The 26,152-nt window shown below is 61.7% G+C and carries 20 protein-coding genes; 9 read left to right on the top strand and 11 right to left on the bottom strand.

Going from position 1 to position 26,152, the window contains the following annotated elements:
• Window positions 1–56: 56 nt before the first annotated feature.
• The 4 genes from AACR93_RS00575 to cadC form a co-directional block, all read right to left on the bottom strand.
• Complete coding sequence (locus tag AACR93_RS00575; protein WP_043849356.1) at window positions 57–2,189, bottom strand: lysine decarboxylase CadA; 2,133 nt, start codon at window positions 2,187–2,189, stop codon at window positions 57–59.
• Window positions 2,190–2,265: 76 nt separating this feature from the next.
• Window positions 2,266–3,600, bottom strand: coding sequence for a cadaverine/lysine antiporter (gene cadB / locus AACR93_RS00570; RefSeq protein WP_041208134.1), 1,335 nt, complete (start codon window positions 3,598–3,600; stop codon window positions 2,266–2,268).
• Window positions 3,601–3,752: 152 nt separating this feature from the next.
• Window positions 3,753–3,998, bottom strand: coding sequence for a hypothetical protein (locus AACR93_RS00565; protein WP_156152832.1), 246 nt, complete (start codon window positions 3,996–3,998; stop codon window positions 3,753–3,755).
• A 435-nt stretch (window positions 3,999–4,433) separates the two neighbouring features.
• The gene (gene cadC, locus AACR93_RS00560; protein WP_043849355.1) at window positions 4,434–5,966 is read right to left on the bottom strand and encodes a lysine decarboxylation/transport transcriptional activator CadC; all 1,533 of its coding nucleotides are present in this window, start codon (window positions 5,964–5,966) and stop codon (window positions 4,434–4,436) included.
• Window positions 5,967–6,594: 628 nt separating this feature from the next.
• Between cadC and AACR93_RS00555 the strand changes: the two genes are divergently transcribed.
• Window positions 6,595–8,355, top strand: coding sequence for an ABC-F family ATP-binding cassette domain-containing protein (locus AACR93_RS00555; RefSeq protein ID WP_043849354.1), 1,761 nt, complete (start codon window positions 6,595–6,597; stop codon window positions 8,353–8,355).
• A gap of 68 nt (window positions 8,356–8,423) precedes the next feature.
• Window positions 8,424–8,960 carry a GNAT family N-acetyltransferase gene (locus AACR93_RS00550; RefSeq protein WP_043849353.1) on the top strand — a complete coding sequence of 179 codons (537 nt, stop codon included), beginning with the start codon at window positions 8,424–8,426 and terminating at the stop codon, window positions 8,958–8,960.
• A gap of 42 nt (window positions 8,961–9,002) precedes the next feature.
• Here the strand turns inward: AACR93_RS00550 and yjeH are convergent, their stop codons facing one another.
• Together yjeH and AACR93_RS00540 are read right to left on the bottom strand one after the other, a co-directional pair.
• Window positions 9,003–10,280 carry an L-methionine/branched-chain amino acid transporter gene (gene yjeH / locus AACR93_RS00545; RefSeq protein ID WP_043849352.1) on the bottom strand — a complete coding sequence of 426 codons (1,278 nt, stop codon included), beginning with the start codon at window positions 10,278–10,280 and terminating at the stop codon, window positions 9,003–9,005.
• A 101-nt stretch (window positions 10,281–10,381) separates the two neighbouring features.
• A complete protein-coding gene (locus AACR93_RS00540; protein ID WP_005347867.1) occupies window positions 10,382–11,281 on the bottom strand; it encodes a LysR family transcriptional regulator in 900 nt (299 codons plus the stop codon).
• 156 nt (window positions 11,282–11,437) lie between these two features.
• On the opposite strand from AACR93_RS00540, the gene AACR93_RS00535 reads away from it, so the two are divergent.
• Both AACR93_RS00535 and AACR93_RS00530 read left to right on the top strand, forming a co-directional pair.
• Window positions 11,438–12,460: an MBL fold metallo-hydrolase gene (locus tag AACR93_RS00535; RefSeq protein WP_043849351.1), complete on the top strand. Its 1,023-nt coding sequence runs from the start codon at window positions 11,438–11,440 to the stop codon at window positions 12,458–12,460.
• 91 nt (window positions 12,461–12,551) lie between these two features.
• Entirely contained in the window at window positions 12,552–13,271 is a 720-nt protein-coding gene (locus tag AACR93_RS00530; protein ID WP_043849350.1) for a substrate-binding periplasmic protein, read from the top strand.
• 79 nt (window positions 13,272–13,350) lie between these two features.
• Here AACR93_RS00530 and AACR93_RS00525 read toward each other — a convergent pair whose 3' ends face one another.
• Window positions 13,351–14,643 (bottom strand): HAAAP family serine/threonine permease, encoded by a 1,293-nt coding sequence (locus tag AACR93_RS00525; RefSeq protein WP_041208124.1) that lies wholly within the window; start codon window positions 14,641–14,643, stop codon window positions 13,351–13,353.
• 494 nt (window positions 14,644–15,137) lie between these two features.
• Here AACR93_RS00525 and AACR93_RS00520 point away from each other — a divergent pair, with 494 nt between their 5' ends.
• Window positions 15,138–16,076: a LysR family transcriptional regulator gene (locus AACR93_RS00520; RefSeq protein WP_042032866.1), complete on the top strand. Its 939-nt coding sequence runs from the start codon at window positions 15,138–15,140 to the stop codon at window positions 16,074–16,076.
• 73 nt (window positions 16,077–16,149) lie between these two features.
• Window positions 16,150–17,562 (top strand): MATE family efflux transporter, encoded by a 1,413-nt coding sequence (locus tag AACR93_RS00515; RefSeq protein ID WP_043849349.1) that lies wholly within the window; start codon window positions 16,150–16,152, stop codon window positions 17,560–17,562.
• A gap of 86 nt (window positions 17,563–17,648) precedes the next feature.
• Here the strand turns inward: AACR93_RS00515 and alsS are convergent, their stop codons facing one another.
• Together alsS and budA are read right to left on the bottom strand one after the other, a co-directional pair.
• Window positions 17,649–19,319, bottom strand: coding sequence for an acetolactate synthase AlsS (gene alsS, locus AACR93_RS00510; protein ID WP_043849348.1), 1,671 nt, complete (start codon window positions 19,317–19,319; stop codon window positions 17,649–17,651).
• An 18-nt stretch (window positions 19,320–19,337) separates the two neighbouring features.
• Window positions 19,338–20,132, bottom strand: coding sequence for an acetolactate decarboxylase (budA, locus tag AACR93_RS00505; RefSeq protein ID WP_033115811.1), 795 nt, complete (start codon window positions 20,130–20,132; stop codon window positions 19,338–19,340).
• Between the two features lie 108 nt (window positions 20,133–20,240).
• Between budA and AACR93_RS00500 the strand changes: the two genes are divergently transcribed.
• Window positions 20,241–21,152 carry a LysR family transcriptional regulator gene (locus AACR93_RS00500; protein WP_082044025.1) on the top strand — a complete coding sequence of 304 codons (912 nt, stop codon included), beginning with the start codon at window positions 20,241–20,243 and terminating at the stop codon, window positions 21,150–21,152.
• A 22-nt stretch (window positions 21,153–21,174) separates the two neighbouring features.
• Here AACR93_RS00500 and tyrS read toward each other — a convergent pair whose 3' ends face one another.
• Window positions 21,175–22,374 (bottom strand): tyrosine--tRNA ligase, encoded by a 1,200-nt coding sequence (gene tyrS, locus AACR93_RS00495; RefSeq protein ID WP_024941863.1) that lies wholly within the window; start codon window positions 22,372–22,374, stop codon window positions 21,175–21,177.
• 109 nt (window positions 22,375–22,483) lie between these two features.
• Here tyrS and AACR93_RS00490 point away from each other — a divergent pair, with 109 nt between their 5' ends.
• Entirely contained in the window at window positions 22,484–23,821 is a 1,338-nt protein-coding gene (locus AACR93_RS00490) for a peptidoglycan DD-metalloendopeptidase family protein (protein ID WP_043849347.1), read from the top strand.
• Between the two features lie 124 nt (window positions 23,822–23,945).
• Window positions 23,946–25,064, top strand: coding sequence for an anhydro-N-acetylmuramic acid kinase (locus AACR93_RS00485; protein WP_043849346.1), 1,119 nt, complete (start codon window positions 23,946–23,948; stop codon window positions 25,062–25,064).
• Window positions 25,065–25,084: 20 nt separating this feature from the next.
• On the opposite strand, the gene AACR93_RS00480 is transcribed toward AACR93_RS00485, so the two are convergent.
• Window positions 25,085–25,606, bottom strand: coding sequence for a GNAT family N-acetyltransferase (locus AACR93_RS00480; RefSeq protein WP_052497037.1), 522 nt, complete (start codon window positions 25,604–25,606; stop codon window positions 25,085–25,087).
• Window positions 25,607–26,152 lie beyond the last annotated feature (546 nt).

Raw genomic sequence — 26,152 nt, 5'->3', positions numbered from 1 at the left:
AAAAGAGAAATTCCAGAGGGAAAAACGGGCCTTGCGGCCCGTTGTTGTCACTGTGATTAACGCAGCACCTTGACGGTGTAGCTGCCATCGGCCTGACGATAGAGGCCGTGGATGTCGGTCTCGAAGCCCGGGTAGTGGGCACCGATCTCGCACAGCATCTCGAGGAACTCGAGCACCGGCAGAGAATCCTGGGTCACCATCTCGCCCGGCAGAACCAGCGGTACTCCCGGCGGGTACGGCAGGATCATGTTGGCGCTGATGCGGTCAACCATGTCACGCAGCGGCACTTCCACCACGTTGCCGGCCAGCTCTTGCTGCCATGCGGCGTGCGGAGTCATCTTCATCTCCGGCAGTACGTCGAACGCCTTGAACATCAGCTCCGGCAGACGGTACTTGCTGGTCAGCTCGTGAATGCGCTGCGCCAGCTCCTGAATGCGCATCCCTTCGTAGAAGCTCGGGTCTTCACGATAGAGGCTCGGCAGGATGCTCTTGATGGTCAGGTTCAGGTCGTAGCCACGCTTGAACTCGGTCAGGGCACGCAGCAGCTGCATCGCCTTGGACTGATCGATACCGATGGAGAAGAGGAACAGCATGTTGTAAGGGCCGGTCTTCTCGACCACGATGCCGCGCTCGTCCAGGAACTTGGAGACCAGAGAGGCAGGGATGCCCTTCTCCAGCAGCTGGCCGTCACGACCCATACCCGGAGTCAGCAGAGTGACCTTGATCGGATCCAGGTACATGTGGTTGTCATCGATGTCCTTGAAGCCGTGCCAGTCATCTTTCGGATCCAGCTTCCAGCACTCGACGGTGTCGATGTTGTCCGGCTGCCATACGTCGAAGAACCAGCCTTCGCTCTGATCACGCAGACGCTTGATCTCTTTGCGGAAGGAGATGGCGCGATCGATGGAGTCCTTGATCAGACGCTTGCCGGTGTTGCCACGCATCATGGCAGCAGAGATCTCGGTAGATGCCACGATGCCGTACTGCGGCGAGGTGGAGGTGTGCATCATGAAGGCTTCGTTGAAGGTCTCTTCCTCCACGTCACCCTTGATGTGGATCATCGAGGCCTGGGAGAAGGCCGCCAGCAGCTTGTGGGTGGACTGGGTTTCGTAGAACACCTTGCCCGGCATCGCTTCGCCGCTCATGCCGCACTTGCCTTCATAGATCGGGCTGAAGTTGGTGTAAGGCACCCAGGCACTGTCGAAGTGGATGTAAGGGGTATCCAGACTCTCCTTGATGAAGCCGGTGTTGTAGAGCAGGCCATCATAGGTGGAGTTGGTGACTACGGCGTAACGGGGAGCCTGGGCACCCGGTGTCGCGGCAACCTTGGCAGCGATGGTCTCGCGGCTGAATTCGCTCTGCGGGATACCACCCAGAATGCCGTAGGCGTTGCGGGTCGGACGGAAGTAGATCGGCGTCACGTCGTTCATCATCATCAGGTGAGTGAGCGACTTGTGGCAGTTACGGTCAACCAGCACTGTGCTACCGGCCGGCGCGGAGTACATGCCGACGATCTTGTTGGCAGTGGAGGTGCCGTTGGTAACGATGTAGGAGCGATCGGCGTTGAAAGTACGGGCGATGTACTCTTCGGCTTCCTTGTGCGGACCGGAGTGATCCAGCAGGGAGCCCAGCTCCGGCATGGAGATGGAGACGTCAGCCTTGAACGCGTTCGGGCCATAGAAGTCATAGAAGATGCTGCCGGCCGGGCTCATCTGGAAGGCGGTACCGCCCATGTGACCCGGAGTACAGAAGGTGTATTTACCCTCTTCCACGTACTTGAACAGTGCCTTGGTGAACGGCGGCAGGATGGCGTCCTGATACTCCTGAGTGGCCTGACCCATCTTGAGGGCGATGTCGTCAGCCATGCCGAGACGGTACTCGAAGAAGTGGACGTTCAGACGCAGGTCGGTCAGGTGAATGTCCAGGGTGGACTGGTCGTTGGCGAAGGCGAAGATCGGCAGCTTCTCGTTGCGATCGTGGATCTCCTTGCACAGACCCAGGGAGTATTTGTCCCAGTCGAAGATGGCGCCGCAAACGCGGGGGTTCTTCTCAATCAGTTTCAGCAGGTCGGCGACGTCGACCGGATAAACAACCTCGAAACCCTTGCGCTCGAGGGAGGCTTGCAGCTGGCGAATGGGTTCTTCTTTAAAGAAAACGCCGAGGTGGTTGAGGATGGCAATGATATTCATCGTAATGCTCCACACGTAAAGGGGCGCTCTCCATCAGGGATGGTGAGTGAAGAGCGCTCGGAAGATAAAGGGGAAATCAGTTGCTGGGTTGTTCGTTCAGCAGGGCATCGTGCTGACGCAGACCCAGTTTTTTGGCGTAGAACATCAGGATGATGAGCGACACCACGAAGGTAGCTGTGAGGTTGGAACCCTTGGCACCCATCAGGGCTACCAGACAGAAGACGCAGGCCACACCGGAGAAGATCATGGCGCCAATGCTGCGGGAGGTCATGCCTTCAAAGCGGATCAGGTTAATGCTGGAGTAGAAGTAGGGCAGCATGGTCAGCAGCACCGCATCTGTGGTCAGCACGTTGAAGAGATCGGCAGCGTGAGCGGACTGGGAGGTGAAGGCGGTCAGGCCAATCATCAGGGCAGTCATCTTCAGGGAACCCAGGATCAGACCCTTCTTGGCCACGCCGTTCTTGTCCACTTCACCGTAGATTTTCGGGAAGTTGCCGTCGTTGGCGGCACGCTTGCCCGCCTCGCCTACCAGCATCATCCAGGAACCGAGCGAGGTGAAGCAGGCCAGAGCGGTGAAGGCAGAGACGAACGGTGCAGACCAGCTACCGAAGATGGCGGAGGAGGCCATGGCAAACGGGGCGCCGGAAGCAGCCACTTCACCGGCCGGGAACATGCCGCTGATCACCTGGGTAGAGAGGATGTAGATAACACCCGCAATACCGGTACCCAGCATGGTAGCGAGCGGTACGGTGCGCTTGGGATTCTTCACCATGCCGGAAGAGACGGCAGCAGATTCAACACCAACGAAAGACCATAGGCAGATCAGCACGGCGCTGATGACCGCATGCAGGTCGCTGCCACTGGTGGTGTTCCAGTTCTGGCTGTAGACGGCGCTGTCAAAGTGAGTCCAGCCCACCAGAGCGGTACCCACCACCGGCAGCAGGATCAGTACCAGACCCAGAGTACAGAGTCGGCTCACCCAGCTACCGCCAAGCAGGTTGACGAAGGTGAAGATCCAGACGGCGGCGATGGTGGCTGCAGCGGCCGGGATCGGGCTGTTGAGAATGGGGAAGAAGACCGAGAGGTAGGAGACGCCGGTAATGGCGATGGCCAGGTTACCGATCCAGTTGGCGTGGTAGTAGAGCACACCGGTCTGGAAACCGAATACCGGAGAGATTTCACCTGCGTAGGCAATGGGGCCACCCTCTTGCGGGTTCTTGGTAGCGAGGCGGGCGAAAACGAAGGCGAGGCCCATGGCGCCTACCAGACAGATAGCCCAGCTGAATACAGAAATGGAACCTATGTTGGCCAGTGCCGAAGGCAGCAGTGCGATACCGCTCCCCATCATGTTGCCGGCCACTACACCTGTACAGGCGATAAGGCCGATCTTCTTGCTCGTATCTAGGGACATAAGATCTCCGGGTCTTTAAAAAGGTCGGGTCGTCACATACACAGTTGGCACAACGTCCGGCCAACGAATGGGCACAGACTAGGCCTCTCGTCCCCGAAAAACATAAGGAGCAGCTAACGGATAAAAATATGAGGCAACTTTTTTCACCCCCTTCACCAACTCGATAAAAAACCTTTAAAAACAGTAAATTGATGATGACTCTTCGAGCTTTCTTGATAAAACCTTGATATCCAGTGACCCTGTTTTTTCGCCTTGATAACCCCTTTATCTCGCCGTCTTGATATTTTCCCCGCGATAACCCCGGGATAAAGGGGCTCGCACAGGACCTCCCCGCTCTCGCCTGCCCTGTTCATCTCATCGACCCGGCCAATCCCATCGCCGTAAGCGCCATCTGCCATGGAATTTACCCTCCCCCTGAATGGCAACAGCTCTGCCTATCCAGGGTCATCGGCTCGCTCAATTCGCTGTTCAACCCGTGCGGCGCCATGGCCACACACGCTAAATGACGCAATCGGAAGAAGTTCACTCCGGCTGGACATAGCTGAAGGCACGGGAATGCAGGAATGCAGGAATGCAGGAATGCAGGAATGCAGGAATGCAGGAATGCAGGAATGCAGGAAATGGATGATACAGAGAAACGACTAGAACCAACGGTGTACCCGGTACGGTTCGCCGGAAGCTCACCCGGGGTAGCTCACCACGATATGGCTTGCAGATAACCTCTTTCAGGAGTCTCAAGCCTGATAAAAAGCGGCCAGAAACGGCTCAGGCCACCCGAAGGTGGCCTGAGCGAAGAGCCGGATGTCATGCCGGCAGCGACAAAGGGCGCAGGATTAAAAGAGCTTCACCTTGCTCTGACCCAGTGCATCGAACAGAGCCGGGGTGAGGGTCTCCATATTGCTGTAGAAACCGAGCTGCTGGCAGAGCAGATAGGTCTGCTCGGTCGCCTCCATCAGGAAGGCCTGACTGTAGGCATCACCGGCCTCTTCCGGGCGGCCATCCAGCTCCGCCAGCTTGCCCTGCAGTATGTAATAGAGCACCGAGCGGCCGCGTTTTGCCGCCTGCTCCAGCAGATAGTTGGCCTGCTGTTGCTCGCTGTTGAGCACCGCCTGCAGCGCCAGCGCCTCCCACACCCGGGATGGCAGGGCACCGCCATTTTGCACCACGCGGGCGAGATGGGTTCCCACCTCCTGCAGCCGCTCGCTCTCGGACTTGCCAGCCAGGGTAGCCAGCACCTCACCGGCCAGATAGCGCTCCGCCAGCAGCAGCGGCTGATCCGGCTGGAGCGCCAGCGCCTCTTCGAGCAGCTCGATACCGCGCTTGAGGGCGACCGGATCCCGGCTGTTGGTATAGTAGTGAGCCTCCATCATCGCCATCAGGGAGGCATCATCGGTGGGCCACCCCATGCCCGGCTCGGCATCCGGCTGGTCGAGGGCGCGCAGCAGATCCTGACTGCTCTCCTGCAGCACGCCATGCACGTTGTGGCGACTGAGCTGGTACTGATGGCTGAACAGCACCCGGTTGGTGTTGATATTGCGGTACTCCAGATCGAGATAGGTGCCGCGCGGCTGGCGCGAGACCCGCACGCTCAGCTCCTTGCCGGGCATGATGCCCCCCATCAGGGTGGTGGCACCATACTGCACCCGCAGTGGCGTCGCCGCCGCCACCTCGGCCATCAGGGCGCGGGTGATGCCGTCGGCAAGGCGGACATTCTCGTTGTTGTCATCCATGCCGGAGTGGAAACGGAACACCAGCAGGTTGGGATCCAGCATGGAGTGCACCTGCGGCGCCGTGTGCTGGTAACTGAGCAGGCTGACGATGGCAACCAGAATGACGGCCACGAAGATATCGAAACTCACCATCTTCCAGCGGCTGCGGGCATCCTTGGCATGGTTGGAGATGGCGCGGGTCAGGGGCCCGGCGGGAAAAGGGGCCACATTGGAGAGTGGCTCATCCTCAGCGGGAGGGCTGAGGTCGGAGAGGGTCGGATTGAGCTGGGAATTGGCCGAGGAAACCGTATGCTCCTCGGCTGCGACCAGCTCCTGCTGCGGCCGTACCGGCGCAACCAGCTTGTAGCCACGCTTGGGCACGGTGACGATATAGTCGGTCGCATCGGTGCGACCATCTTTGAGGATCTTGCGCAGTTCGAAGATGGACTGGGTCACTACCTGATCGGTCACCTCGGCGCCGTCCCACACCTCGTTGATCAGGGCATCGCGACCAAACACGGTGCCGGCATTGCGGGCCAGAAACCGCAACAGGTTGACCAGTCTGGGTTCGAGGTAGACCTCGCGGTCGGGACGGCAGAGCGTGTTGTCGTCAACGCTCAGGGTCCAGTCATGGATCTCAAAAACCGATTCGCTCATGATTCACTCGCAGCAGATGGAGACAATGCTCGATGAGAGTGACGCAGGACCTGGGCTGACTGAACGGAACGAAGCGCTGTCACGCAAGGGCGACAGAGAAGAAGAGAACCGAAGCAGTAATCTCTGTGAGCCAGTCTGGCCAGGCCATCCTGTTGACGTCTGAAGGGCATCCTTGCGGGCATTCCGGGCAGAGCCGGAAAAGAATCACTTTAAGCAAAACGAGAGCCGGATCCCACTTTTTTTGCCGACAAATCACCGATGAGTTGATCCAACAGGGGGTTTGGGACCAGGGATAAGAGAATAGCGGGCCCATATGGGCAACCTCTCCATAGCCCTTTTCACAACGATGATGAATTGTTGAACCGGATCCGGCTCTCTTCTTATAATCGCCGCACCGTGCCATAACGAAACACAAGGAGGTAAAACATGGTTATCCAAGCGTGCCCGATCATTTCGGCCCGCCTGTTCGGCACATTTGCCTGCTCTTGCCTGCATACCATCGCGCTGCGATAGCGGGTTCGAGCAAAGCCGACTCCCCTCCATACCGAGACCTTTCTCGACTCTGCCGTTGTCGCCAGCGCTCCTGATGACAGGGATTTCCGATCCCGCGATTTAAGAGAGCAAGAGCATGACAACCCTGATGAGTACCCATTCCCTGCAGATGAGTGCGGGGCACCTTCCGTTATTTGACAATCTCGAACTCGGCATCCGCGCAGGCGACAGGCTCGGCCTGATTGGCGCCAACGGCTGCGGCAAGAGCACATTGCTGGCGCTGCTGGCGGGCGAGCGCACGCCTCAAGCTGGCCGTGTCGTGCAGGCCGCAGCCTGCCGCTGCGAGTTCGTGGCCCAGCAACTACCCGCCGGGCTCTCTACCCTCAGCACCCGCGCCGTGCTGTTTGACGTGCTGGGCAACAGCCCCGCCGCCGAATGGCAGGTGGACAAGATGCTGACCGAGTTGCAGTTGGAGGCTCAGGCCACGCTACCGGTCAGTGCACTCAGCGGCGGCCAGCATAGCCGGCTGCAGATAGGCCGTGCCCTGCTGCGCCAACCCAACCTGCTGCTGCTCGATGAGCCCAGCAACCATCTGGATCTGCCCGCCCTACTCTGGCTCGAGCAGTTTCTGCTGGGCTGGCGCGGCGCCTTCGTTCTGGTCTCCCACGATGGCCGCCTGCTGGATCGGGTCACCGAGCAGACCCTGATCCTGCGCGATGGCGAGCTGCACCGCTTCGCCGTGCCCTGCAGCCAGGCGCGGGCGGCGCTGGCCGCCGAGGACGAGCAGGCCCGCCTGCGCCGGGCTGACGAGCAAAAAGAGATAGACCGCCTGAGCGCCAGTAGCAAACTCCTCGCCATCTGGGGACGGGAGCATGACAACGAGAAGCTGGTGCGTCAGGCCAAATCCATGGAGAAGCGCATCGCCCGCCTGCAGGAGGAGCAGAGCCAGGTGGCAGCGCTGGCCCCCTGGCGGCTCGAGCTGCGCGGAGTGAGCCTGCCTGCCGACACGCTGCTGCGAATGGAGGCCCTCGACGTATCGCCAGCGCCAGCATTGCCGCCGCTGCTGCGCGCCGAAGGGCTCTGGCTGCGGGCAGGAGATAAGGTCGCGCTGCTCGGAGCCAACGGCACCGGCAAGTCCTCCCTGCTTCGCCAGTGCTGGCGCGAACTGGCCGCGCAGAGCCCTCAGGCGGGCTGGTACTGCCACCCCGGCGCCAGCATCGCCTATTACGATCAGTCGCTGCAGCAGCTGGCTGACGACGCCACCCTGAGCGATGCCCTCTACCCGCTGGCACCTCTGCCGGAGACGACCCGGCGTCAGGCGCTGATCCGGGCGGGCTTCCCCTATGCCCGTCACGGCCAGCAGGTACGTACCTTGAGCGGGGGCGAGCGGGCACGGCTGCTGTTTCTCGCCCTGTCCCTCGGCAGCCACCACATGCTCTGGCTCGACGAGCCCACCAACCACCTGGATCTGGCAGGCAAGGAGGAGCTGGCCGAGGCGATTGCCGCCTTCCCGGGGAGCGTGCTGCTGGTCTCCCACGATCGGGAGCTGATCGAGCGCAGCTGCAACCGCTTCTGGCTGATCAGGGACGGGCAGATCCGGGAGGCCCACAGCGCCGAGCGGGCTTATGCCGAGCTGCTCGGCGATGCCCCCTTGCCGGCAGCAGACAAGGCAAACAGGGCCCTCCCCGCAACGACGCAGGCACCGGCCGACCCCGCCATGGGGCAGGCCCCGGCTGGCCAGGCAGATGACGAAGAGGCGCTGCTGGCACGCTGGTATGAACTCGATGCCCTGCTCGCCGCCGATCTGGCCCGCAAGCCCAAGCACCAGACTCCGCGCCTGCAGCAGCAGTGGCAGAGCGAGCTGACGCACCTTGCCGAGCGACTCGGCTTTGTCTGATGCCAGCATCATCCATCCATTACTACTCAACTCACGCGGCCAACCCGGGTTGGCCGCAAGGAATCATCATGACATCAACACAACCCGACATCAGACTGGACCCCGTCACCGATGCCGACTTGCCCCACATCTTCCGCGGTCTGTCGGATCCGCGGGTCGTTGCCTACTACGGCGTCAGCTACGACAGCCTGACGGCGTGCCAGGCCCAGATGACGTGGTATGCAGAGTTGACCCGTACCGGCCGCGGCGCCTGGCACCTCATTCGTGACCGGCACACGGGCGAACCGCTCGGCGCCATCGGTTACAACGATGCCGACCCGACTCACCGGCACGCCGAGCTGGGCTACTGGCTCTATCCCGAGCATTGGGGCAAGGGGGTGATGAGCGCGGCACTGCGGCTGTGGCTGCCGCTCACTTATCGCACCAGCGAGCTGCACCGGCTGCTGGCAGTGGTGGAGGAGCCCAACCTCCCCTCCGCCCGCCTACTGGAGCGGGCCGGTTTTCACTACGAGGGCACGGCGCGGGAGTGTGAACGCAAGGGAGATGGTTTTATCTCCCTGTGCCACTACGCCATCTTGCGCAGCGACCTGCCCGCAAGCCGCTGACAAGCAACAAAAAGCCCCGCACTGCGGGGCTTTTTTCGGGGGCTACTTGATGGCGCAAATATCGTCAGAGGTCAGCAGGCGGCGTCTGCGCCGCCACAACGAGAAGCCGCCGTAGCCAAGACTCAGCACTACCGCATAGAGCACCTGGGAGGCGAGCGCCACCAGCACCAGAGCGCAGAGCAGCACGCTTATCCCCGCCAGCCCCTTGCCCACCCCGCCAAGCAAACGCCAACCCGCCGCCATGCAGAGCAGGTAGACCAGCACGAAGTTGCCGTTGGCGTAGCGGATCAGCTCATCGAGCGGCAGTCGCAGCCAGATGATGAGGGTGATGCAGAGCAGACAGATGGCGAGCACCAGAGTAAGCGCCCGCAGCGGTGCGCCGCGGGCGGTGAGCACGGCCAGCGAGGCGGGCAGCTTGCCTTCGCGCGCCATGCTCCAGATCAGCCGGGCAAAGCCCTGAATGTAGATATTGATGCTGGCAAAACAGGAGAGGTAGCCGAGCACCGCCACCAGCCACTTGGCGGTGGGGCCGAACAGCAGTGCCAGCAGGGAGGGGATGGCGGTGGCGTTTTTCGCCTCATCGCCGTAGAGGCCGTATTTGAGCACCACCAGCGAGTGGATCCAGTAGATAAGCCCCGCCAGAAGTACCCCGCCAAGCAGGGCGATGGGGTAGTCCCGCTCCGGTCGCTTGAACTCCTCCCCCATATGGGCGAAGGCTTCCAGCCCGACGAAACACCAGAACATCACCGCCAGCGCGGTGGCCATAGGGGGCCACTCGTCCGTCGTCGGCAGCGGTCGCGCTGCGTCACGCCAGCTCACCTCCCCCTTGAACCAGATAAGCAGGGTGAGCCCCAAAATGGCGAGCGCAATCAGCAGTTGCAGATTGCCGGAGGAGCGCGCCCCGCGCAGCCCCAGCAGGAAGACCCCGAGCAGAGTCAGCAGCTGGATGGCCCAGAGGGTCCACTCCCCCATCTCGAACAGGGCGTGCCAGAAACCGGCGGCAATCATCAGGGCGGCGGGCAGGCCCACCGGCAGCACAGCCAGAAACAGGAAGGCTGAGAAGCGCTCGGCGCCGTTGCCAAAGGCAAGGCCGATGAGGTGCGGGGCGCCGCCCGCATGGGGATAGCGGCGGCCGAGGCGGGCGAAGGTAAAGGCGATGGGCAGCACCAGCGCAATCAGCAGCAACCAGGCCCAGAGCGAGGCCCCACCCGCCAGCGAGGCGGCAGTTGCCGGTACCACGAAGATCCCGGTGCCGAGCAGCGAGGTGGCGAGCAGCCCCATCCCCTGCCAGAGCCCGAGATCCTTTTTCAACCCAGACATATCCTTTTGTCCTGACTAAAAAAACATCCCGCCATGTTAGGCCTGCCCCGCTCCTTTGTTAAGTACGATGGTTAAGCGCGGTGGCGAAAATATGCAGCCTTTTATTCAGGCTCGGGCTCAGCTTGCAGGGATTCGGCCAGAAAATCCCCCAGCAGGGTGATCTTGAGCACCTGCCGCCGCGCCGCCGGATAGATGAAGTAGAGGGTTTTGGCCGGGCTCTGATAGTTGCCAAGCAGCGGCAGCAGACGTCCCGCAGCGATATGGTCACGCACCTGTTCGGCAGGCTGCAAGGTGATGCCGGCCCCCGACAGTGCCGCCGTCAGCAGCGCCGGCCAGTGGTTGATGCGCAGGCGCGAGGCGACCCGCACCTCCTCGCTCTGGCCATCGCCCCCGACAAACTGCCAGCGCTCGTGCTCGCCCCAGTTGCCGTGCAGACACTGGTGGCGGGCGAGATCGGCCGGATGACGGGGTACCCCGTGACGATTGAGGTAGTCGGGCGCCGCGCAGAGCCGGTAGTGCTGAGTCAGCAGCGGGCGGGCAATCAGCGCCTCATCCTGCGGGCGCAGGGTACGGATGGCGGCATCGAACCCCTCCTCCACCAGATCGACCCAGCGCGGGGTAAGCTGCAGATCCACCTCCAGCTTGGGGTAGCGGTCGAGAAAAGCAGGCAACAGCGGCACCAGCCGGTGATGGCCAAAACTGAGAGGGGCGGCGATGCGCAGCCGTCCGGCCGGCTCGGCCAGCAGGTTCTGGGTGAGTGACTCGGTCAGAGCCAGCTCCTCCAGCACCCGCTGGCAACGAGCGAGAAAGAGCTGGCCCAGTTCGGTCAGGGTCTGCTGGCGGGTGGTTTTGTGAAACAGCTTACCCCCCAGCCACTGCTCCAGCCCCAGCACATGCTTGCCCACCATCTGGGCGCTGATCCCCTCTTCGCTCGCCACCGCGCTGTAGGAGCCGAGATCCACCACCCGGGTGAAGATACGCATGCTGGTCAATCGGTCCACAACCCCTCCTTTTTGCCCGTTTCAAGGCCATTTGGCCTGCGACAAGGGCTCAGATTCACAACCAAAAGTTTAGTAAGAAATGATTTTTAGCCAATTTATCGCACTTTTGGTTACCAATATAGTGGCCAGCAACGCCACCAAACAGGACATATCCCCATGAAAAGCACCTATCTGGCCGCCCTGCTGGTCGGTCTGCTGGCCACCGGTGTCAGCCAGGCGGCCGAAAGCAGCTTTATCAGTAACCTCGATCACGCCCCGGCCACAGCAACTCAAGCCCGGCCCGATATCTTCCGGGTCAGCCTGCTCGGTACCGGCACCCCGGTGCCCCAGATCAGTCGCGGCGGCTACAGCACCCTGGTCGAGGCGGGCAACCAGAAGCTGGTGTTCGACTTTGGCCGCAACTCCGCCACCCGCCTGTGGCAGCTGCATATCCCCATCGGCCGGGTCAACGCCTTCTTCCTCACCCACTTCCACTCGGATCACACCAACGGGCTGGCGGATCTCTGGCTGACCGGCTGGCTGCAACCGGCCTATGGCCAGCGCCACGCGCCGATGGAGCTTTACGGGCCCAAGGGCACCGATGCCCTGGCTCACGGCCTGCAGCAGGCCTACGCCACCGATATCGCTACCCGGGTCAAGGATGAGGGAACGCCGCTGGACGGGGTGAAGATCAACAGCCACGAGGTGACTGCCGGGGTGGTCTACGACCGGGATGGGGTCAAGGTAACCGCCTTTGACAACGATCACGGGGTCAACATCAAGCCGTCCTTTGGCTATCGCATCGACTACCACGGCCACAGCGTGGTGCTCTCCGGCGATACCCGCTACAGCCCTCAGGTGGTGAAAGAGGCCAAGGGAGCCGATCTGCTGGTGCACTGCGTCTCCATGACCTCGGCCGAGCAGATGAAGGCCAACCCGGGTTACAAGGCGATCGCCGGTCACCTCGCCTCCCCCGAGCAGGCCGCCCGCGTGCTCAACGAAGCCAGACCGGCCCTGACCGTGTTCAGCCACATAGGGCTCAACGGCAAGATCACGGTCAAAGATCTGGCGCAGGATCTGCGTGCCCGCTACACAGGCCCCTTCGTCATCGGCAATGACCTGATGCAGATTGACCTGCCCACCACGCCGTCCGGCAAGGGCTACGCCCTCTGGCAGGCGGAGAACATCGACAACAAATAGGTGATGTGGATGCCGGTCAGTCATGACCGGCATCCGCAATCGGCACCACAGGGCTATCTTTAAGAGGTGTTTGACCACAAGGAGTTATCTCATGAGTCTGAAATGGAAGCACCTCGCCCTGGCCACCCTTCCCCTGCTCGGCATGTCGGCAGCTCAGGCGGCGCAGTTGACCAGCCTTGAATGGCCCCCCTACACCAGTGCCAGCCTGCCTGAACAGGGTGAGACCAGTCAGGTGGTGACCGCGGCCTTTGCCCTGGCCGGCGACCCGCTGACCATCAAGTTCTACCCCTGGCAGCGGGCGGTGGACGAGGCGACCAACAACCCCGAAGTGCTCGGCTATTTCCCCGAGTATCTCGATCCCAAGAGCAGCTGCCTCTTCTCCGATCCCATCGGCCACGGCCCTCTCGGCTTTGCCCAGCGGGCCGATCAGCCGGTGAGCTGGCAGAGTCTGGACGATCTGAAGGGCAAGAAGATCGGGGTCGTCAGCGGTTACGTCAACACTACCGAGTTTGACCAGAAGGTGGCCAGCAAGGCGCTCTCGGCCGATGCCACTACCTCGGATAGCCAGAACCTGCTCAAGCTCGGTAACGGCCGGCTCGATCTGGCGGTCATCGACCAGAACGTGATGACCTATCTGCTTGAGAGCGATCCCCATCTCAAGGGGGTCGCCGCCAACCTCGCTTTCAACAGCAAGATCCTCGAGGACAAGTCGCTCCATGTCTGCTTTACCAACTCCGCCAAGGGCAAGGAGGCGCGGGACAAATTCAACAAGGCGCTGGCCAGCGACGAGGTGAAGAAGCTGATGAAGTAGCGCTCTTCGCCGCAAACAGCCATAAAAAAAGCCGCCTCTTGCGAGGCGGCTTTTTCATTCAACAGATTGACCGGTGTTATCAGGCAATCAGCTTGTAGATGATACCGGACATGGCGATCAGGCCGATGATGGTCACGAAGCCGTTGCTGATGTTGCCAGCGTATTTGCGCATGGCAGGAACCTTGGCGATGGCGTACATCGGCATCAGGAACAGCAGCATCGCGATGATGGGGCCGCCCAGATCTTCGATCATGCCGAGGATGCTCGGGTTGATGGTAGCGATGGCCCAGGTGGTCAGGATCATGAAGATCGCGGTCACTTTGTTCAGCTGCTTGACGTCAACGTTCTTGCCCTTTTCACGCAGAGCCTTGGCCATCAGGCCGTTCATGCCCTCTTGCGCACCCAGGTAGTGACCCAGGAAGGATTTGCTGATGGCAACCATGGCGATCAGCGGAGCCACAGTGGCGATAACCGGGTTATCGAAGTGGTTGGCCAGATAGGACAGGATGGAGATGTTCTGTTCTTTGGCAGCAGCCAGGTCAGCCGGAGAGAGGCTCAGTACGCAGCTGAATACGAAGAACATAACGGTCATCACCATCATGACGTGGGCGCCCAGCAGGATGTTGCTGCACTTCTTCTCGGCGTTCTCACCGTAACGACCTTTGTTGTCCACCGCGAAGGAGGAGATGATCGGAGAGTGGTTGAAGGAGAACACCATTACCGGGATAGCGAGCCACAGGGTCTTGATGAAGTCGCCGTTGAAGGCATCACCCAGCGCCGGAGCTTCAGTGATGATGGCACCGTTCCAGTGCGGGATCAGGTAGAGCGCCAGGCCCATCAGGGTGATCACGAACGGGAATACCAGCACGCTCATCGCTTTGACGATAACCTGGCCGCCGAGGCGAACGATCGCCATCAGACCGAGGATCAGCGCCAGAGACAGGATGGCACGGGGAGGTGCAGTCATGCCCAGCTGGTGAACCATCAGGCTTTCGACGGTGTTGGTGATGGCTACTGAATACATCAGCAGGATCGGGTAGATGGCAAAGAAGTAGAGCAGGGTGATGAACTTGCCTGCGGTCTTGCCGAAGTGCTCTTCTACTACTTCGGTGATGTCGCCATCACGGGTAGAACCGGACAGCACGAAGCGGGTCAGGCCACGGTGGGCGAAGAAGGTCAGCGGCAGGGCCAGGATCAGCATGGCAACCAGCGGCCACAGGCCACCTACACCGGCGTTGATCGGCAGGAAGAGCACACCGGCACCGATTGCGGTACCGTACAGGCCCAGCATCCAGACCACATCGGCCTTGTTGATGCCACGAGCGGCGTTGCTGGCTACACGACCATCAGCTGCAATATTCATGTCAGACATAAGTTGTTCCTGTCATCTAGGAAAAATGGGATTCTTGTTCATTCGGGCCTTGGCCCGGTTCCATCTCCCTGGAACGCCTGCTCTTCTTCCCTGTAGCTCTCACGCCCCGGCAATCTGGTCATCACTCCATGTAACAACAAGAATGCAACAAACAACGGCATGAGTTTTTGACTCTGAGGGGGGACACCTGCTCGCCTTAACAACTCGACAACATGCGTCTCTCTCGATGGGGTGACTTTAATTAAATGACCTTATTAATCACAGCGTTTTTTTGAATTAATCAACCAAAGTTTGATTCGAGTCGCCTTTCGGACGACTAAGATCACACTCAAGGCGCCTTGTTGTGAGTTTTTTTTAACATTTAAAATTAGTTTCACTGGATTCAATGAATTTTGATATTTTACATTTTTAAAACAAGCGACCATTTCCGAGTGGATTGTATGCAACATCCCCTTGGCGTACCCTTGTGATTCACGCCTTTTTGTTGACTCAAGATGACCATAACCCGTACCGATCTCGCCGAACTGGCGGTGTTTGCCGCCGTCGCCCGCCATCGCAGTTTCAGCAAAGCCGCCCTCGAACTCGGCGTCTCCGCCTCCGCCATCAGCCACAGTCTGAAGGGGATGGAGGAGCGACTGGGGGTGCGGCTGCTCAACCGCAGTACCCGGGCCGTGGTGCCGACCGAAGCGGGCCAACGGCTGCTCAAGCAGCTGCTCCCCACCCTCAATACCCTGGAAGAGGCGCTCGCCGAGCTGGCCCGCAACAGCGATGAACCGGTGGGCAGGCTCAAGCTCTGCGCCCCGCGCAACGCCATCGACAGCCTGCTGGCACCGGTACTCATCGACTATCTGGCCCGTTATCCGCGGATGCAGGTGGAGGTAGTGGAGCAGGAGCTGATGCCGCGCATGATCGAGGATGGCTTCGATGCCGCCCTCTTTTACGGGGATCTGCTGCCCAAGGAGATGATCGCCATTCCGCTCGGGCCGCCCCAGCGCTATCTGGTGGTAGGCTCCCCCGCCTATCTGGCGCAAAACGGCACGCCGGAGCACCCGAGCGAGCTGAGCCGCCACGCCTGCATCGGCTATCGCCTCACGCCGCACCACCACTACCGCTGGGCCTTTGCCGCCGATGGCAACCTGCTGGAAATAGAAGTCACCGGGCCGCTCACCACCAGCACGCCGGCCCTCTATCTGGGCGCTGCCGAGGCGGGGTTGGGACTGGCCTACTGCCTTGAGGAGGAGGTGAGCCAGAAGGTTGCAGAGGGGAAACTCATCACGGTGCTGGAGCCCTGGAGCCCCACCTTTGCCGGCTTCTATCTCTTCTATCCGAGCCGTCATCAGCTCGGCAGCGGACTGCGCATCCTGATCGACATGCTCAAGGCGCACTATCAAAATAGCGGATTACTGAGCAATACTCAGCAATTCATCAAGTAGAAACCGGATTATCACAAAAAAAGTATTAATCTAGACTAACTGTTCGATAACCGAGCACATCGAGAGAACAGATATGTCTGCCTACTTCACATTACGGCAACGGGCCATGACCCGTCGCTTCTGGGCCTATGCCCTCCCTTCGATCCTTGCCATGCTGGTGTCCGGTGCCTACTACCTGGTCGATGGCATCTTCGTCGGCCACTATGTGGGGGCGGCCGGTCTGGCCGGCATCAATCTGGTCTACCCGGTCATCATGGTGCTGCTCGGTCTGGCCGCCATGATCAGCATGGGCGCCGCCACCGGCATCTCCTACCAGCAGGGTGCCCGCAACTTCGCGCTGGCGCGCAAAACGCTGGTCAATGCCCTCTGGCTGCTGCTGGTGCTCGGTATTACCACCCCCATCCTGCTCTATTACCTCCACACCGATATTCTGCTGGCACTCGGCATCGAGCAGGGTACCGAGACTTGGAAGCAGGCGAGTGACTATCTGCTCTGGATTGGCGGCGGTACCCTGCTGCTGGCAAGCAACCTGGCGGTGCCCTATCTGCTGCGCAACGACGGTCGCCCGAAACTGGCCATGGTGCTGGTAAGCAGCGGCGCCGTGCTCAACATCCTGCTCAACTACGTGATGGTGGCCAGACTGGGGCTGGGACTGATCGGTACCGCCCAAGCGACCCTGATGGCGGAAGGGGCGGTAAGCCTTATCGGCCTTGGCTACTTCTTTACCCCCTGGGCCCGGCTGCGCCTCGGCTGGCGCGACATGGTGCCGAACCTGCCCACGGTGCCGAACCTGCTCTTTACCGGTCTGCCGAGCCTGATTGCCCAGTTCAACCTCGGCCTGCTGCTGATGCTGCACAACAGCCAGCTGATGGTGTATGGCAATGTGAAGGATCTCGCCGGCTTTACCGTGGCCGGTTACACCGAGGCAGTCTTTATCGTCATCCTGCAGGGGCTGGCCTTCGGCATTCAGCCGCTCATCAGCAAGGCGGCCGGGGCCAAGCGCAATCGCGACCTCAAGTATCTGATGGAGATGGGGCTCAAGTTCACCTTCATCTACGGCATGCTGGTCTGGATCACCATCCAGCTGCTGCCCCAACAGGTAGCCATGCTCTATACCGGCGATGACGACCCCGAGCTGCTGGCCGCCGCCGTCAGCAGTCTGCTGCTCAATCTGGGCGCTATTCCGCTGGAGGGGGTCATCATGTTCGGCATCGTGCTGCTGCAATCCATGGCCCGTACCCGTCAGGCGCTGGTCATCTCGATTGCCAAAACCGTGCTGCTGCTCCCGCTCATCTTCCTGCTGCCGCTGCTGTGGGGCCGTGATGGGGTGCTGATGGCCCAGCCGGCCACCGTGCTGCTGCTCACCCTGCCGCTCTGCTGGCTGCTGTGGCGTGAATGGCTGCGCCTCAAGCGCGCCTGCGCCCCCACAGCCAAGCGCCGCGCCAAGCCGGTCAGGGCCGACGGGGCCATTCAGCTGGCTCGCTAAACTCTGCCCAAACCCTGCCTGCAATCGGCATAAAAAAACCGGCATCCCTGATGCCGGTTTTTTCATCTCTCAGCGCCCGATCACACTCAAGCCATCACTTCCGGCCTGAGCTGGGCCATCAACCCGGGGTTGTCGCTGTAATCCACCGGAATGGCCACCACGGCCGGCCCCTCAACCGCCAGCGCAGCACGCAGGGTGGCGCGCAGCTCGTCGGCCGAACGCACCGCAAAACCGGCCGCCCCGAACGACTCGGCGTAGCGCTTGAAGTCGATGGCACCGAACGACACGCCGGAGGTGCGGCAATACTTCTGCTGCTCCTGGATCGCTACCATGTTGTAGCCGTTATCGACCCAGATGATATGGACGATATTGCTCTTGAGCCGCACCGCCGTCTCCAGCTCCATGCTCGACTGCATAAAGCTGCCATCCCCCGATACCGAGATCACCTTCTCCCCCGGCCGTACCAGCGCAGCGCCGATGGCCCACGGCAGGGCGACCCCCATGGTCTGCTGACCGTTGGAGATGAGCACCTGACGGGCGCGGAAGCTGTAAAGGTAGCGAGCGATCCAGATATGGAAGCTGCCCATGTCGACGCAGAGGGTCATGTCATCGCGCACCAGATCCTGCAGCTCGCGCACGATCCGCAGCGGGTGCACCGGCGTGCCGTGCAGATCGTCGGCCCGCATCGCCAGCCGCAGCCGCTGCTGGCGCACCCCTTGCAGCAGGCGATCCACCTCGGGGATACGCAGCTTGGGCGACCCCATGCGGCGGGTCAGTTGCAGCAAGTTGGCACGGATCGATCCCAGCAGCTCCGCCGCCGGGCAGTAGCAACTGTCGATATCGGCGGGCAGCACATCGATATGGAGGATGCGGCGCACCCGGTCGCCATTCCACAGCACGGGGTCGTACTCGATGGGGCTGTAGCCGATGGCGATCACCAGATCGGCCCCCGCCAGCAGCTGATCCCCCGGCTGGTTGTTAAAGAGCCCCACCCGCCCGGCAAAGTCATCGAAGTGGCAGCTGTCGACCACCCCGGCCGCCTGATAGGTGCCGGTCACCGGCAGCCGCGCCTTGTCGAGGAAGGCGCGCACCGCCTCGGCGTTCTCCGGCCGGCTCGCCATCAGGCCGAGCAGCACCACCGGATTGTCCGCCTCGCGAATGAGCTCCATCGCCTGGGTCATGCTCGCCTCGTCGGCGGCGCCGGGCTCCGGCATCTCGCGCGGCACCAGCACCTCCCCCTGCACCGGCTTGTTGATGATGTCCATCGGCAGGCTGACAAAGGCGGCACCCGGGCGGCCAAACTCGGCGGCCCGAAAAGCGTTGGCCATCACCTCGGAGAGGGCTGCCCCGCTGTTGACCTGTGCGCTGAACTTGGTCACCGGACGGCAGAGGTTGACCGTATCCATGCTCTGGTGGGTGAGCTTGAGGCAGTCGGCGCGGCGCACCGCACCGCCCAGCGCCACCATGGGATCCCCCTCCGAGGTGGCGGTCGCCAGCCCGGTAATAAGGTTGGAGCAACCGGGGCCCGAGGTGACCAGCGCCACCCCCGCCTTGCCGGTCAGGCGCCCCACCGCGGCGGCCATAAAGGCGGCGTTGGCCTCGTGGCGCACCACTATGGTCTCGATGGGGGAGTCCTCCAGCGCATCGAACACCCGGTCAATCTTGGCACCGGGAATACCGAACACCTGCTTGACCCCCTGCGCCTCCAGATGGCGCACCACCAGCTCGGCGCCGCACTTCCACTGTCTGTTTTCCATGATATTGCTCCTTCTATATCAGCCTTCTGCGGCCTGAATGGCGCGATCGAGATCGGCGGGGTTGAGGTCGGCCTGCCGGAAAGCGGGATCCGATGGCAGGGCCAGATTGAGATGACGCACCACGGAGAGACGCAGGGTGCCGTGGGCCATGGTGTAGTCGAGCAGATGACCGCCGCCGCTGCGATCGGCGGTGATCATGTGCTCGTGAAAGCCCGCCACATTGATCCCCTGCACAAACGGCGGGCAGCGAAAGCCCACCAACGTCCCCGCCACCGCGGCAAAACGGAACAGCGGCTGCTGCTCGATGGCTTCCAGCATGGGGCGATAGGGCGGCTCCTGACGCGGCACGGTGCGCACCTTGGCCGACTCGAACTGGCCGTCGAGGCGCATGGCGACGAAGACGTTGTCGGAGCCCACCAGCCGGTCGACCCACTGGTGAATTTCGTCGCGGCTGAGGGGATGGTCGAAGCGACGCTCCAGACAGGGGCGAAAGTGGGTCATCACCGCAAAGGGGGTCTTCTGATCGGCGCGGGCCGGTCGGGCCGAGCCATCGGCCCGCAACTGGTGGATCTGGCGCTCGAAGGCGATCAGCTCGCCATCGAGGTGGTTGAAGGTACCGAGACCAAAGTCGCCGTGGCGCAGCAGCTCGCTCATGGTGGTCTCCCCTTCGTAGACCCCCGCCAGCAGGGCGCTCATCAGCGAGCTTTGATAGATCTCGCCGCCATCGTGCTGCCTGCGCCAGCGGGAAAACTGCTGGCTCACTTCGAGGGCACACGCGCATCCGGCACTGTCAGATGTTGCAATACGTTCCATTCGGGTTTCACCTCCGGCCTGAATCCTGTTAGCGTTCGGATTCAATGGTGACCCGGATCACATTTCAACGCCAATACACCGATCCCGCGACTTTGAGACTCTTTCGATATGGAACTGCGAACCCTGCGCTACTTCATGGCGGTCGTCGACAAACAGAACTTCACCCGGGCAGCCGAGGCGCTCAACATGGCCCAGCCGCCCCTGAGCCAGCAGATCCGCAAGCTGGAGGAGAGCCTCGGCACCCCACTGCTGCGCCGTCTCACCCGCGGCGTCGAGCTGACCGAGGCGGGTGCGAGCCTCTATCGGGATGCCACCCAGATCCTGACGCTGGCCGATGCCGCCAAACAGAAGGTGAAGCGGATCGCCCGCGGCGAGCAGGGGGCGCTGCGCATCGGCTTTGCCGGCTCCACCGTGCTCCACCCCGCGGTGCTGACCCTGTTGCACGACTATCGCGAACGCTACCCCGAGGTGGCGCTCACCCCGCAGGAGGGCACCATGCCGGCACTGGTGGAGGCGCTGCGCCACGACCGGCTCGATGCCGCCATCCTGCGGCTCCCCTGCAGCGGCAGTCAGGGGCTGGATCACCACCTCATCGAGCAGGAGCCGCTGCTGATCGCCCTGCCCACCAGCCACCCCAAGGCCAAGCTCGGCCCCATCGCCCTCGCCAGCCTGCGCGACGAGAGCTTTATCCTGTTCCCCCGCGAGATTGGCCCGGGCCTTCACGACGGCATCATGGCCCTCTGCCGGGAGGCGGGATTCGAGCCGCAACTCGGCCCCGTCTGCCCGCAGGTGATCTCCACCGTCGGCATGGTGCAGGCGGGTTTTGGCGTGACCCTGGTGCCAAGCTCGGTGGCGGCGTTGCGCCCGCTTGGGGTGAGCTATCACCCCATCGCCGGCAGCGGCCTGATGACCGCCATCAGCCTCGCCACCCGCCCCCACCCCGGCAGCGCCGTGCTGCGCCGCTTTATCGCCCAGATACAAAAAAGGCCTCCCAAAGGAGGCCTTTTACGGCAATCTTGATGCCTTGCTTGACGGTCGCGGTTTACTTGACGGTCACGCGGGCAAACTTGCGCTTGCCGACCTGATAGACGGCGGTACCGGCACCGATGAGTGCCTTGCCATCTTCCAGCTTCTCGCCATCAACCTTGACCGCGCCCTGCTTGATCATCCGCAGCGCTTCGGAGGTGGTGGCCACCAGATCGGCATCTTTCAGCAGGTTGGCAATGGCCAGACCTTCGCCTTCCAGAGCCAGCTCGACTTCCGGCATTTCGTCCGGAATGGCGTTCTTGGAGAAGCGCTGGGTGAAATCTTCGTGGGCCGCTTCGGCCGCCGCTTCGTCGTGATAACGGGCGATGATCTCTTTGGCCAGCCAGATCTTCACGTCGCGCGGGTTGAGAGTGCCGGCAGCGATGCCTGCCTTGAACTCTTCAATTTCAGCCAGCGGACGGAAGGAGAGCAGCTCGTAGTAGTTCCACATCAGATCGTCGGTGATGGACATGATCTTGCCGAACATCTCGCCCGGAGCGTCGTGGACGCCGATGTAGTTGCCTGCGGACTTGGACATCTTCTTGACGCCATCCAGACCCACCAAGAGCGGCATCATCAGCACGCACTGGGTCGCCATGCCGGCATCTTTTTGCAGCTCGCGGCCCATCAGCAGGTTGAACTTCTGGTCGGTACCGCCGAGCTCAACGTCCGCCTTCAGCGCGACCGAGTCATAGCCTTGCAGCAGCGGATAGAGGAATTCGTGAATCGCAATGGACTGGCCGTTGCTGTAGCGCTTTTTGAAGTCGTCGCGCTCCATCATGCGGGCCACGGTCTGCTTGGCCGCCAGCTTGATCATGCCGGTCGCACCCAGCTCGCTCAGCCAGGTCGAGTTGTACTCGATGCGGGTCTTGGCCGGATCGAGGATCTTGAACGCCTGCTCGGCATAGGTGAGGGCGTTGTGCTTGATCGCCTCTTCGGAGAGCGGCGGGCGGGTGGCGTTCTTGCCGGAGGGATCACCCACCATGGCAGTGAAGTCACCGATCAGCAGGATCACTTCATGGCCCAGATCCTGGAAGGTCTTCAGCTTGTTGAGGATCACGGTGTGACCCAGGTGAATGTCGGGGGCCGTCGGGTCCATGCCCAGCTTGATGCGCAGCGGGCGCCCTTCCTTCAACTTGGCAACCAGTTCCTCTTCAACCAGAATTTCTTCCGCTCCGCGCTTGATCTCGGCTAGCGCCACCTCGAGCTGGGACATTTTTTGACTCTCCATCACGATTCCACAGGGCCAAACATATTACTGGAATGGCGGGCCAATTGGAAAGGCTGTAAAATCCGTCCATTCTGCCCGACTTCATCTGCATCTCATGGTTATTTGGCACGCCTTCAACTCTCTCCCTCACTGGCACCGCAAGATGGTGCTGATTTTGAGCATCATGATCATGATGCTGGCGGCCTGGCCCAGCGAACAGGCGGTCGCCACCCGGGTCGATGAAAACGGCAACGAGATTGCCCTGCGACAGCAACAGGAAGAGAACAGCGACGACAATCTGCCCCAGGACAACATCACCGCAGATGCCGTGCAACCGGCCACCCCGCCCAAGCCGAGCTATGTCACCAAACATGTGAAGGTGCGTCGCGGCGACAACATGGGGGTGATCTTCCAGCGTCTGGGGCTCAGCACCACGGATCTGCACCTGATCGACCAGCTCGATGACAGCAACCCGCTGCGCATGTTGCAGCCGGGGCAGGAGCTCACCTTCAAGCTGACCGAAGATGGCCAGCTGCACAGCCTCTACTACCCCCACAGCTTGGAGCAGGCGCTCAAGGTGAGCCGCAAGGATGACACCTTCGTCGCCCGCAGCGTCAAGATCGCCCTCGACACCCGTGAACAGGTGACCAAGGGGGAGATCCGCTCCAGCTTCTGGAGCTCCGCCGTCGAGGCGGGCATGACCGAGGATCAGATCATGGACTTGGCAGCTATCTTCGGCTGGGACATCGACTTTGCTCAGGACTTGCAGCCGGGGGACAGCTTCCGGGTGGTCTACGAGGACAAGTTCCGCGATGACGAGCGGGTTGCCTCTGGCGATATTCTGGCCGCCGAGTTCGTCAACCAGGGTACCGCCTACCGCGCCGTGCTCAATGAAGATGGCAACTACTACACCCCGGAAGGCAAAGCGATGCGCAAGAGCTTCCTGCGCGCGCCGGTCAACTTCAAATACATCAGCTCCAACTTCAACCCGCGCCGCCTCCATCCGGTGACCGGTAAGATCCGCCCCCACAACGGCATCGACTATGTGGCGCCGGTGGGCACCCCCATCATGGCAGCGGGCTCCGGCAACGTGGTGGCGGCCGGTTACAACCAGTTCAACGGCAACTACGTCTTTATCAAACATGCCGGCAACTATGTGACCAAGTACCTGCACCTCTCCAAACGCACCGTCAACAAGGGGCAGCGGGTCAAGCAGGGGCAGACCATCGGCCTGTTGGGGGGCACCGGTCGCGTCACCGGCCCTCACCTGCACTATGAATTTGTGGTGGGCGGCGTACACAAGAACCCGCGCACCCTCAATCTGCCGCAGGCGGAGTCCCTGAGCGGACGCGAGCTGGCCAACTTCAGAAAACTGGCGACACCGCAACTGGCCAAGCTCGACAGCCCCGAGCTGCAGCTGGCCCAGAACAAGCGGGAGAGTCGCGGCAACTAAAGCCTTCAGGGCTGGCGGGGTAGCGGCCCCGTCAGCCCTTTTTATTTTGCCTGCGCATGGCTCTGCGCCATGCTGCATCGGTGTCGGGAAGCGGACTATCCCGACCAGCGAGTGAGGAGAGCCAATGGCTGAACGCTATATCGGATTGATGTCAGGCACCAGCATGGACGGCATCGACGCCGTACTGGTGGTGATCGACGGGGATCAACTGCGGGTCGAGGCGGCCCTCAGCCACCCCTGGCCCACCGCCCACGAGCTGCACGAACTCTGCACCCCGAGTGACAACGAGATCGATCGCATGGGGGTGGCCGACAATCTGGTGGCGCGCGAATTTGCCGCCGCCACCCACGCCCTGCTGGCCAAGACGGGCCTCACGCCCGCCGATATTCGTGCCATCGGCAGCCACGGCCAGACCATCCGCCACCGCCCCCAGCTTGGCTTCACCCTGCAGATCGGCAACGCGGCCCTGCTGGCGGCACTGACCGGCATCGACGTCATCGCCGACTTTCGCACCATGGACATGGCCCTCGGCGGTCAGGGTGCGCCGCTGGTGCCCGCCTTCCATCAGGCCTTCTTTGCCCGCCCCGGCGCATTGCGGGTGGTGCTGAACCTCGGCGGCATCGCCAATATCTCGGTGCTGCCGGGCCATGCCAGCGGGGTCTATGGCTTCGATACCGGCCCGGCCAACACCCTGCTCGACGGCTGGTATCGCCGCCATCACCCCAAGGGGGCCGGTTATGATGCAGGCGGCCAGTGGGCAGCCAGCGGCCAGCTCATCCCCGAGCTGCTGGAGCAGCTCTTGGCCCACCCCTACTTCGCCGCCCCCCATCCCAAGAGCACCGGACGGGAGATGTTTACCCTCGATTGGCTCGATGGCGAGCTGGCGGGCCGCCCCTATGCTCCGGCGGATGTGCAGCGCACCCTGCAGGCGCTCACCTGCCACAGCATCGCCCGCCAACTGCCCGCGACTCCCGAGGCGTTCGGGGCCAGCCAGCCCAAGACCGAGCTCTTTGTCTGCGGCGGCGGCGCCTACAACACCCCGCTGCTGGCGGAGCTGGCCAGCCTGCTGCCCGGCTGGCGCATCGCCAACACCGCCGAGCTGGGGATTGCTCCCGACTGGATGGAAGGGGCAGCCTTTGCCTGGCTGGCGGAGCGCTTTATCAAGCGCAAACCCGGCAACCTGCCCGCCGTCACCGGCGCCAGCCGTCCGGCGGTGCTCGGCGCCCTCTATCCGGCGGGCTGACGGGCCCATACCCGGCCCTGCTATCGCCTGTTAGCCCGCGGCTGGCAGGCTTGTTCCCCCTCTTCGATTCCCCTGCGCCAGTTAATGCAGCCCTCGATATTGAGGCTGTAGTAGTGCTCATCCTTCTCGATCTTGCCGGTAAAGCGAAAACCGAACGAGGCGTAGAGCTCTTTGGCAATCCGGTTATCCTCGTCGATCATCAGCAGCACCTCCCGATACCCCTCGCGGCCAAAGTGGGCCAGCAGCTCGCCAAAGACCTGCCGCCCCAGCCCCTGCCCCATAAAGCGGGCATCCAGCATAAAGCGGAAGATCTCGACCATGTCGCCCGGCGCATCACACCCCTTGTACATGACAAAGCCCACCAGCTCCTCCCCGCGATAAATCGCTCTGGGCTCAAAGCCCGGGAAGTAGGCCGCCTCCACCAGCGAGATGGCATTGCAGCAGAGATACTGCTCGAACAGGGTGCCCACCCCGTCCTTGTTGGTTGTCAGCTCGCACACCTCGAAGCAGTTCGAGGCGTCGATCTTCTCGATCCTGATCATCTACATCCTTCCGTTGTATCCGGCCCGCTGGCCGCGATAAATAAACCCTCTCCTCTCTTTGCAGTGTCATAACGCTGCACAGTCATAACACTTGCACCGCCATCACGGGCAAAACCGGAGGGGTCGCCTGCCACAACAACACAGGGTTGTGCGCCCGATGGCAGGCTCAAATTGTTTCACCTGAGTAACAAAGAACAGAGACACCATTTCACTGGTGCAAAAATAGCGGGGAGCCCTGACGGCAACCGGTCGGCAAACCGCTGTCAGGGCCGGTCGCCGATCCTGACATGCAGGGGTGAAGGGAGTCTGAACGAGCCCGTTTGCCCGGCTCGGCGCCGCTGAAAATTCATGGCATAAGGCTGATACGGTGAGCCCCTTGCAGCGGCGTGCCACGGGATATCCGGAAAGCCTTTTCACCGGCCCCATGCAAAAGCGCTGAATTATATTCCCGTTACATCTTTGCAGGGGCCTGAATATCCCGCGGCTACCATATTTTTGCTCTGCCAGATAGTGCTTATAAAAAAGCAAAAATAGATATTTATGCGG

Origin of the sequence: Aeromonas sp. L_1B5_3, from assembly GCF_963866575.1 — a bacterium.
Classification (GTDB): Bacteria; Pseudomonadota; Gammaproteobacteria; order Enterobacterales; family Aeromonadaceae; genus Aeromonas; species Aeromonas jandaei.
This window is presented reverse-complemented; position numbering and strand designations above follow the sequence as displayed.

Excerpts from the sequence above, each read along its gene's own strand:
- alsS (WP_043849348.1), bottom strand. The coding sequence starts at position 19,319 with ATGGAAAACAGACAGTGGAAGTGCGGCGCCGAGCTGGTGGTGCGCCAT.
- AACR93_RS00520 (WP_042032866.1), top strand. The coding sequence starts at position 15,138 with ATGACCATAACCCGTACCGATCTCGCCGAACTGGCGGTGTTTGCCGCC.
- AACR93_RS00575 (WP_043849356.1), bottom strand. The coding sequence starts at position 2,189 with ATGAATATCATTGCCATCCTCAACCACCTCGGCGTTTTCTTTAAAGAA.
- budA (WP_033115811.1), bottom strand. The coding sequence starts at position 20,132 with ATGGAACGTATTGCAACATCTGACAGTGCCGGATGCGCGTGTGCCCTC.
- AACR93_RS00515 (WP_043849349.1), top strand. The coding sequence starts at position 16,150 with ATGTCTGCCTACTTCACATTACGGCAACGGGCCATGACCCGTCGCTTC.
- cadB (WP_041208134.1), bottom strand. The coding sequence starts at position 3,600 with ATGTCCCTAGATACGAGCAAGAAGATCGGCCTTATCGCCTGTACAGGT.
- AACR93_RS00530 (WP_043849350.1), top strand. The coding sequence starts at position 12,552 with ATGAGTCTGAAATGGAAGCACCTCGCCCTGGCCACCCTTCCCCTGCTC.
- yjeH (WP_043849352.1), bottom strand. The coding sequence starts at position 10,280 with ATGTCTGGGTTGAAAAAGGATCTCGGGCTCTGGCAGGGGATGGGGCTG.
- AACR93_RS00485 (WP_043849346.1), top strand. The coding sequence starts at position 23,946 with ATGGCTGAACGCTATATCGGATTGATGTCAGGCACCAGCATGGACGGC.
- AACR93_RS00565 (WP_156152832.1), bottom strand. The coding sequence starts at position 3,998 with ATGGCAGATGGCGCTTACGGCGATGGGATTGGCCGGGTCGATGAGATG.
- AACR93_RS00490 (WP_043849347.1), top strand. The coding sequence starts at position 22,484 with ATGGTTATTTGGCACGCCTTCAACTCTCTCCCTCACTGGCACCGCAAG.
- AACR93_RS00500 (WP_082044025.1), top strand. The coding sequence starts at position 20,241 with ATGGAACTGCGAACCCTGCGCTACTTCATGGCGGTCGTCGACAAACAG.
- AACR93_RS00525 (WP_041208124.1), bottom strand. The coding sequence starts at position 14,643 with ATGTCTGACATGAATATTGCAGCTGATGGTCGTGTAGCCAGCAACGCC.
- cadC (WP_043849355.1), bottom strand. The coding sequence starts at position 5,966 with ATGAGCGAATCGGTTTTTGAGATCCATGACTGGACCCTGAGCGTTGAC.
- tyrS (WP_024941863.1), bottom strand. The coding sequence starts at position 22,374 with ATGTCCCAGCTCGAGGTGGCGCTAGCCGAGATCAAGCGCGGAGCGGAA.
- AACR93_RS00480 (WP_052497037.1), bottom strand. The coding sequence starts at position 25,606 with ATGATCAGGATCGAGAAGATCGACGCCTCGAACTGCTTCGAGGTGTGC.
- AACR93_RS00550 (WP_043849353.1), top strand. The coding sequence starts at position 8,424 with ATGACATCAACACAACCCGACATCAGACTGGACCCCGTCACCGATGCC.
- AACR93_RS00555 (WP_043849354.1), top strand. The coding sequence starts at position 6,595 with ATGACAACCCTGATGAGTACCCATTCCCTGCAGATGAGTGCGGGGCAC.
- AACR93_RS00535 (WP_043849351.1), top strand. The coding sequence starts at position 11,438 with ATGAAAAGCACCTATCTGGCCGCCCTGCTGGTCGGTCTGCTGGCCACC.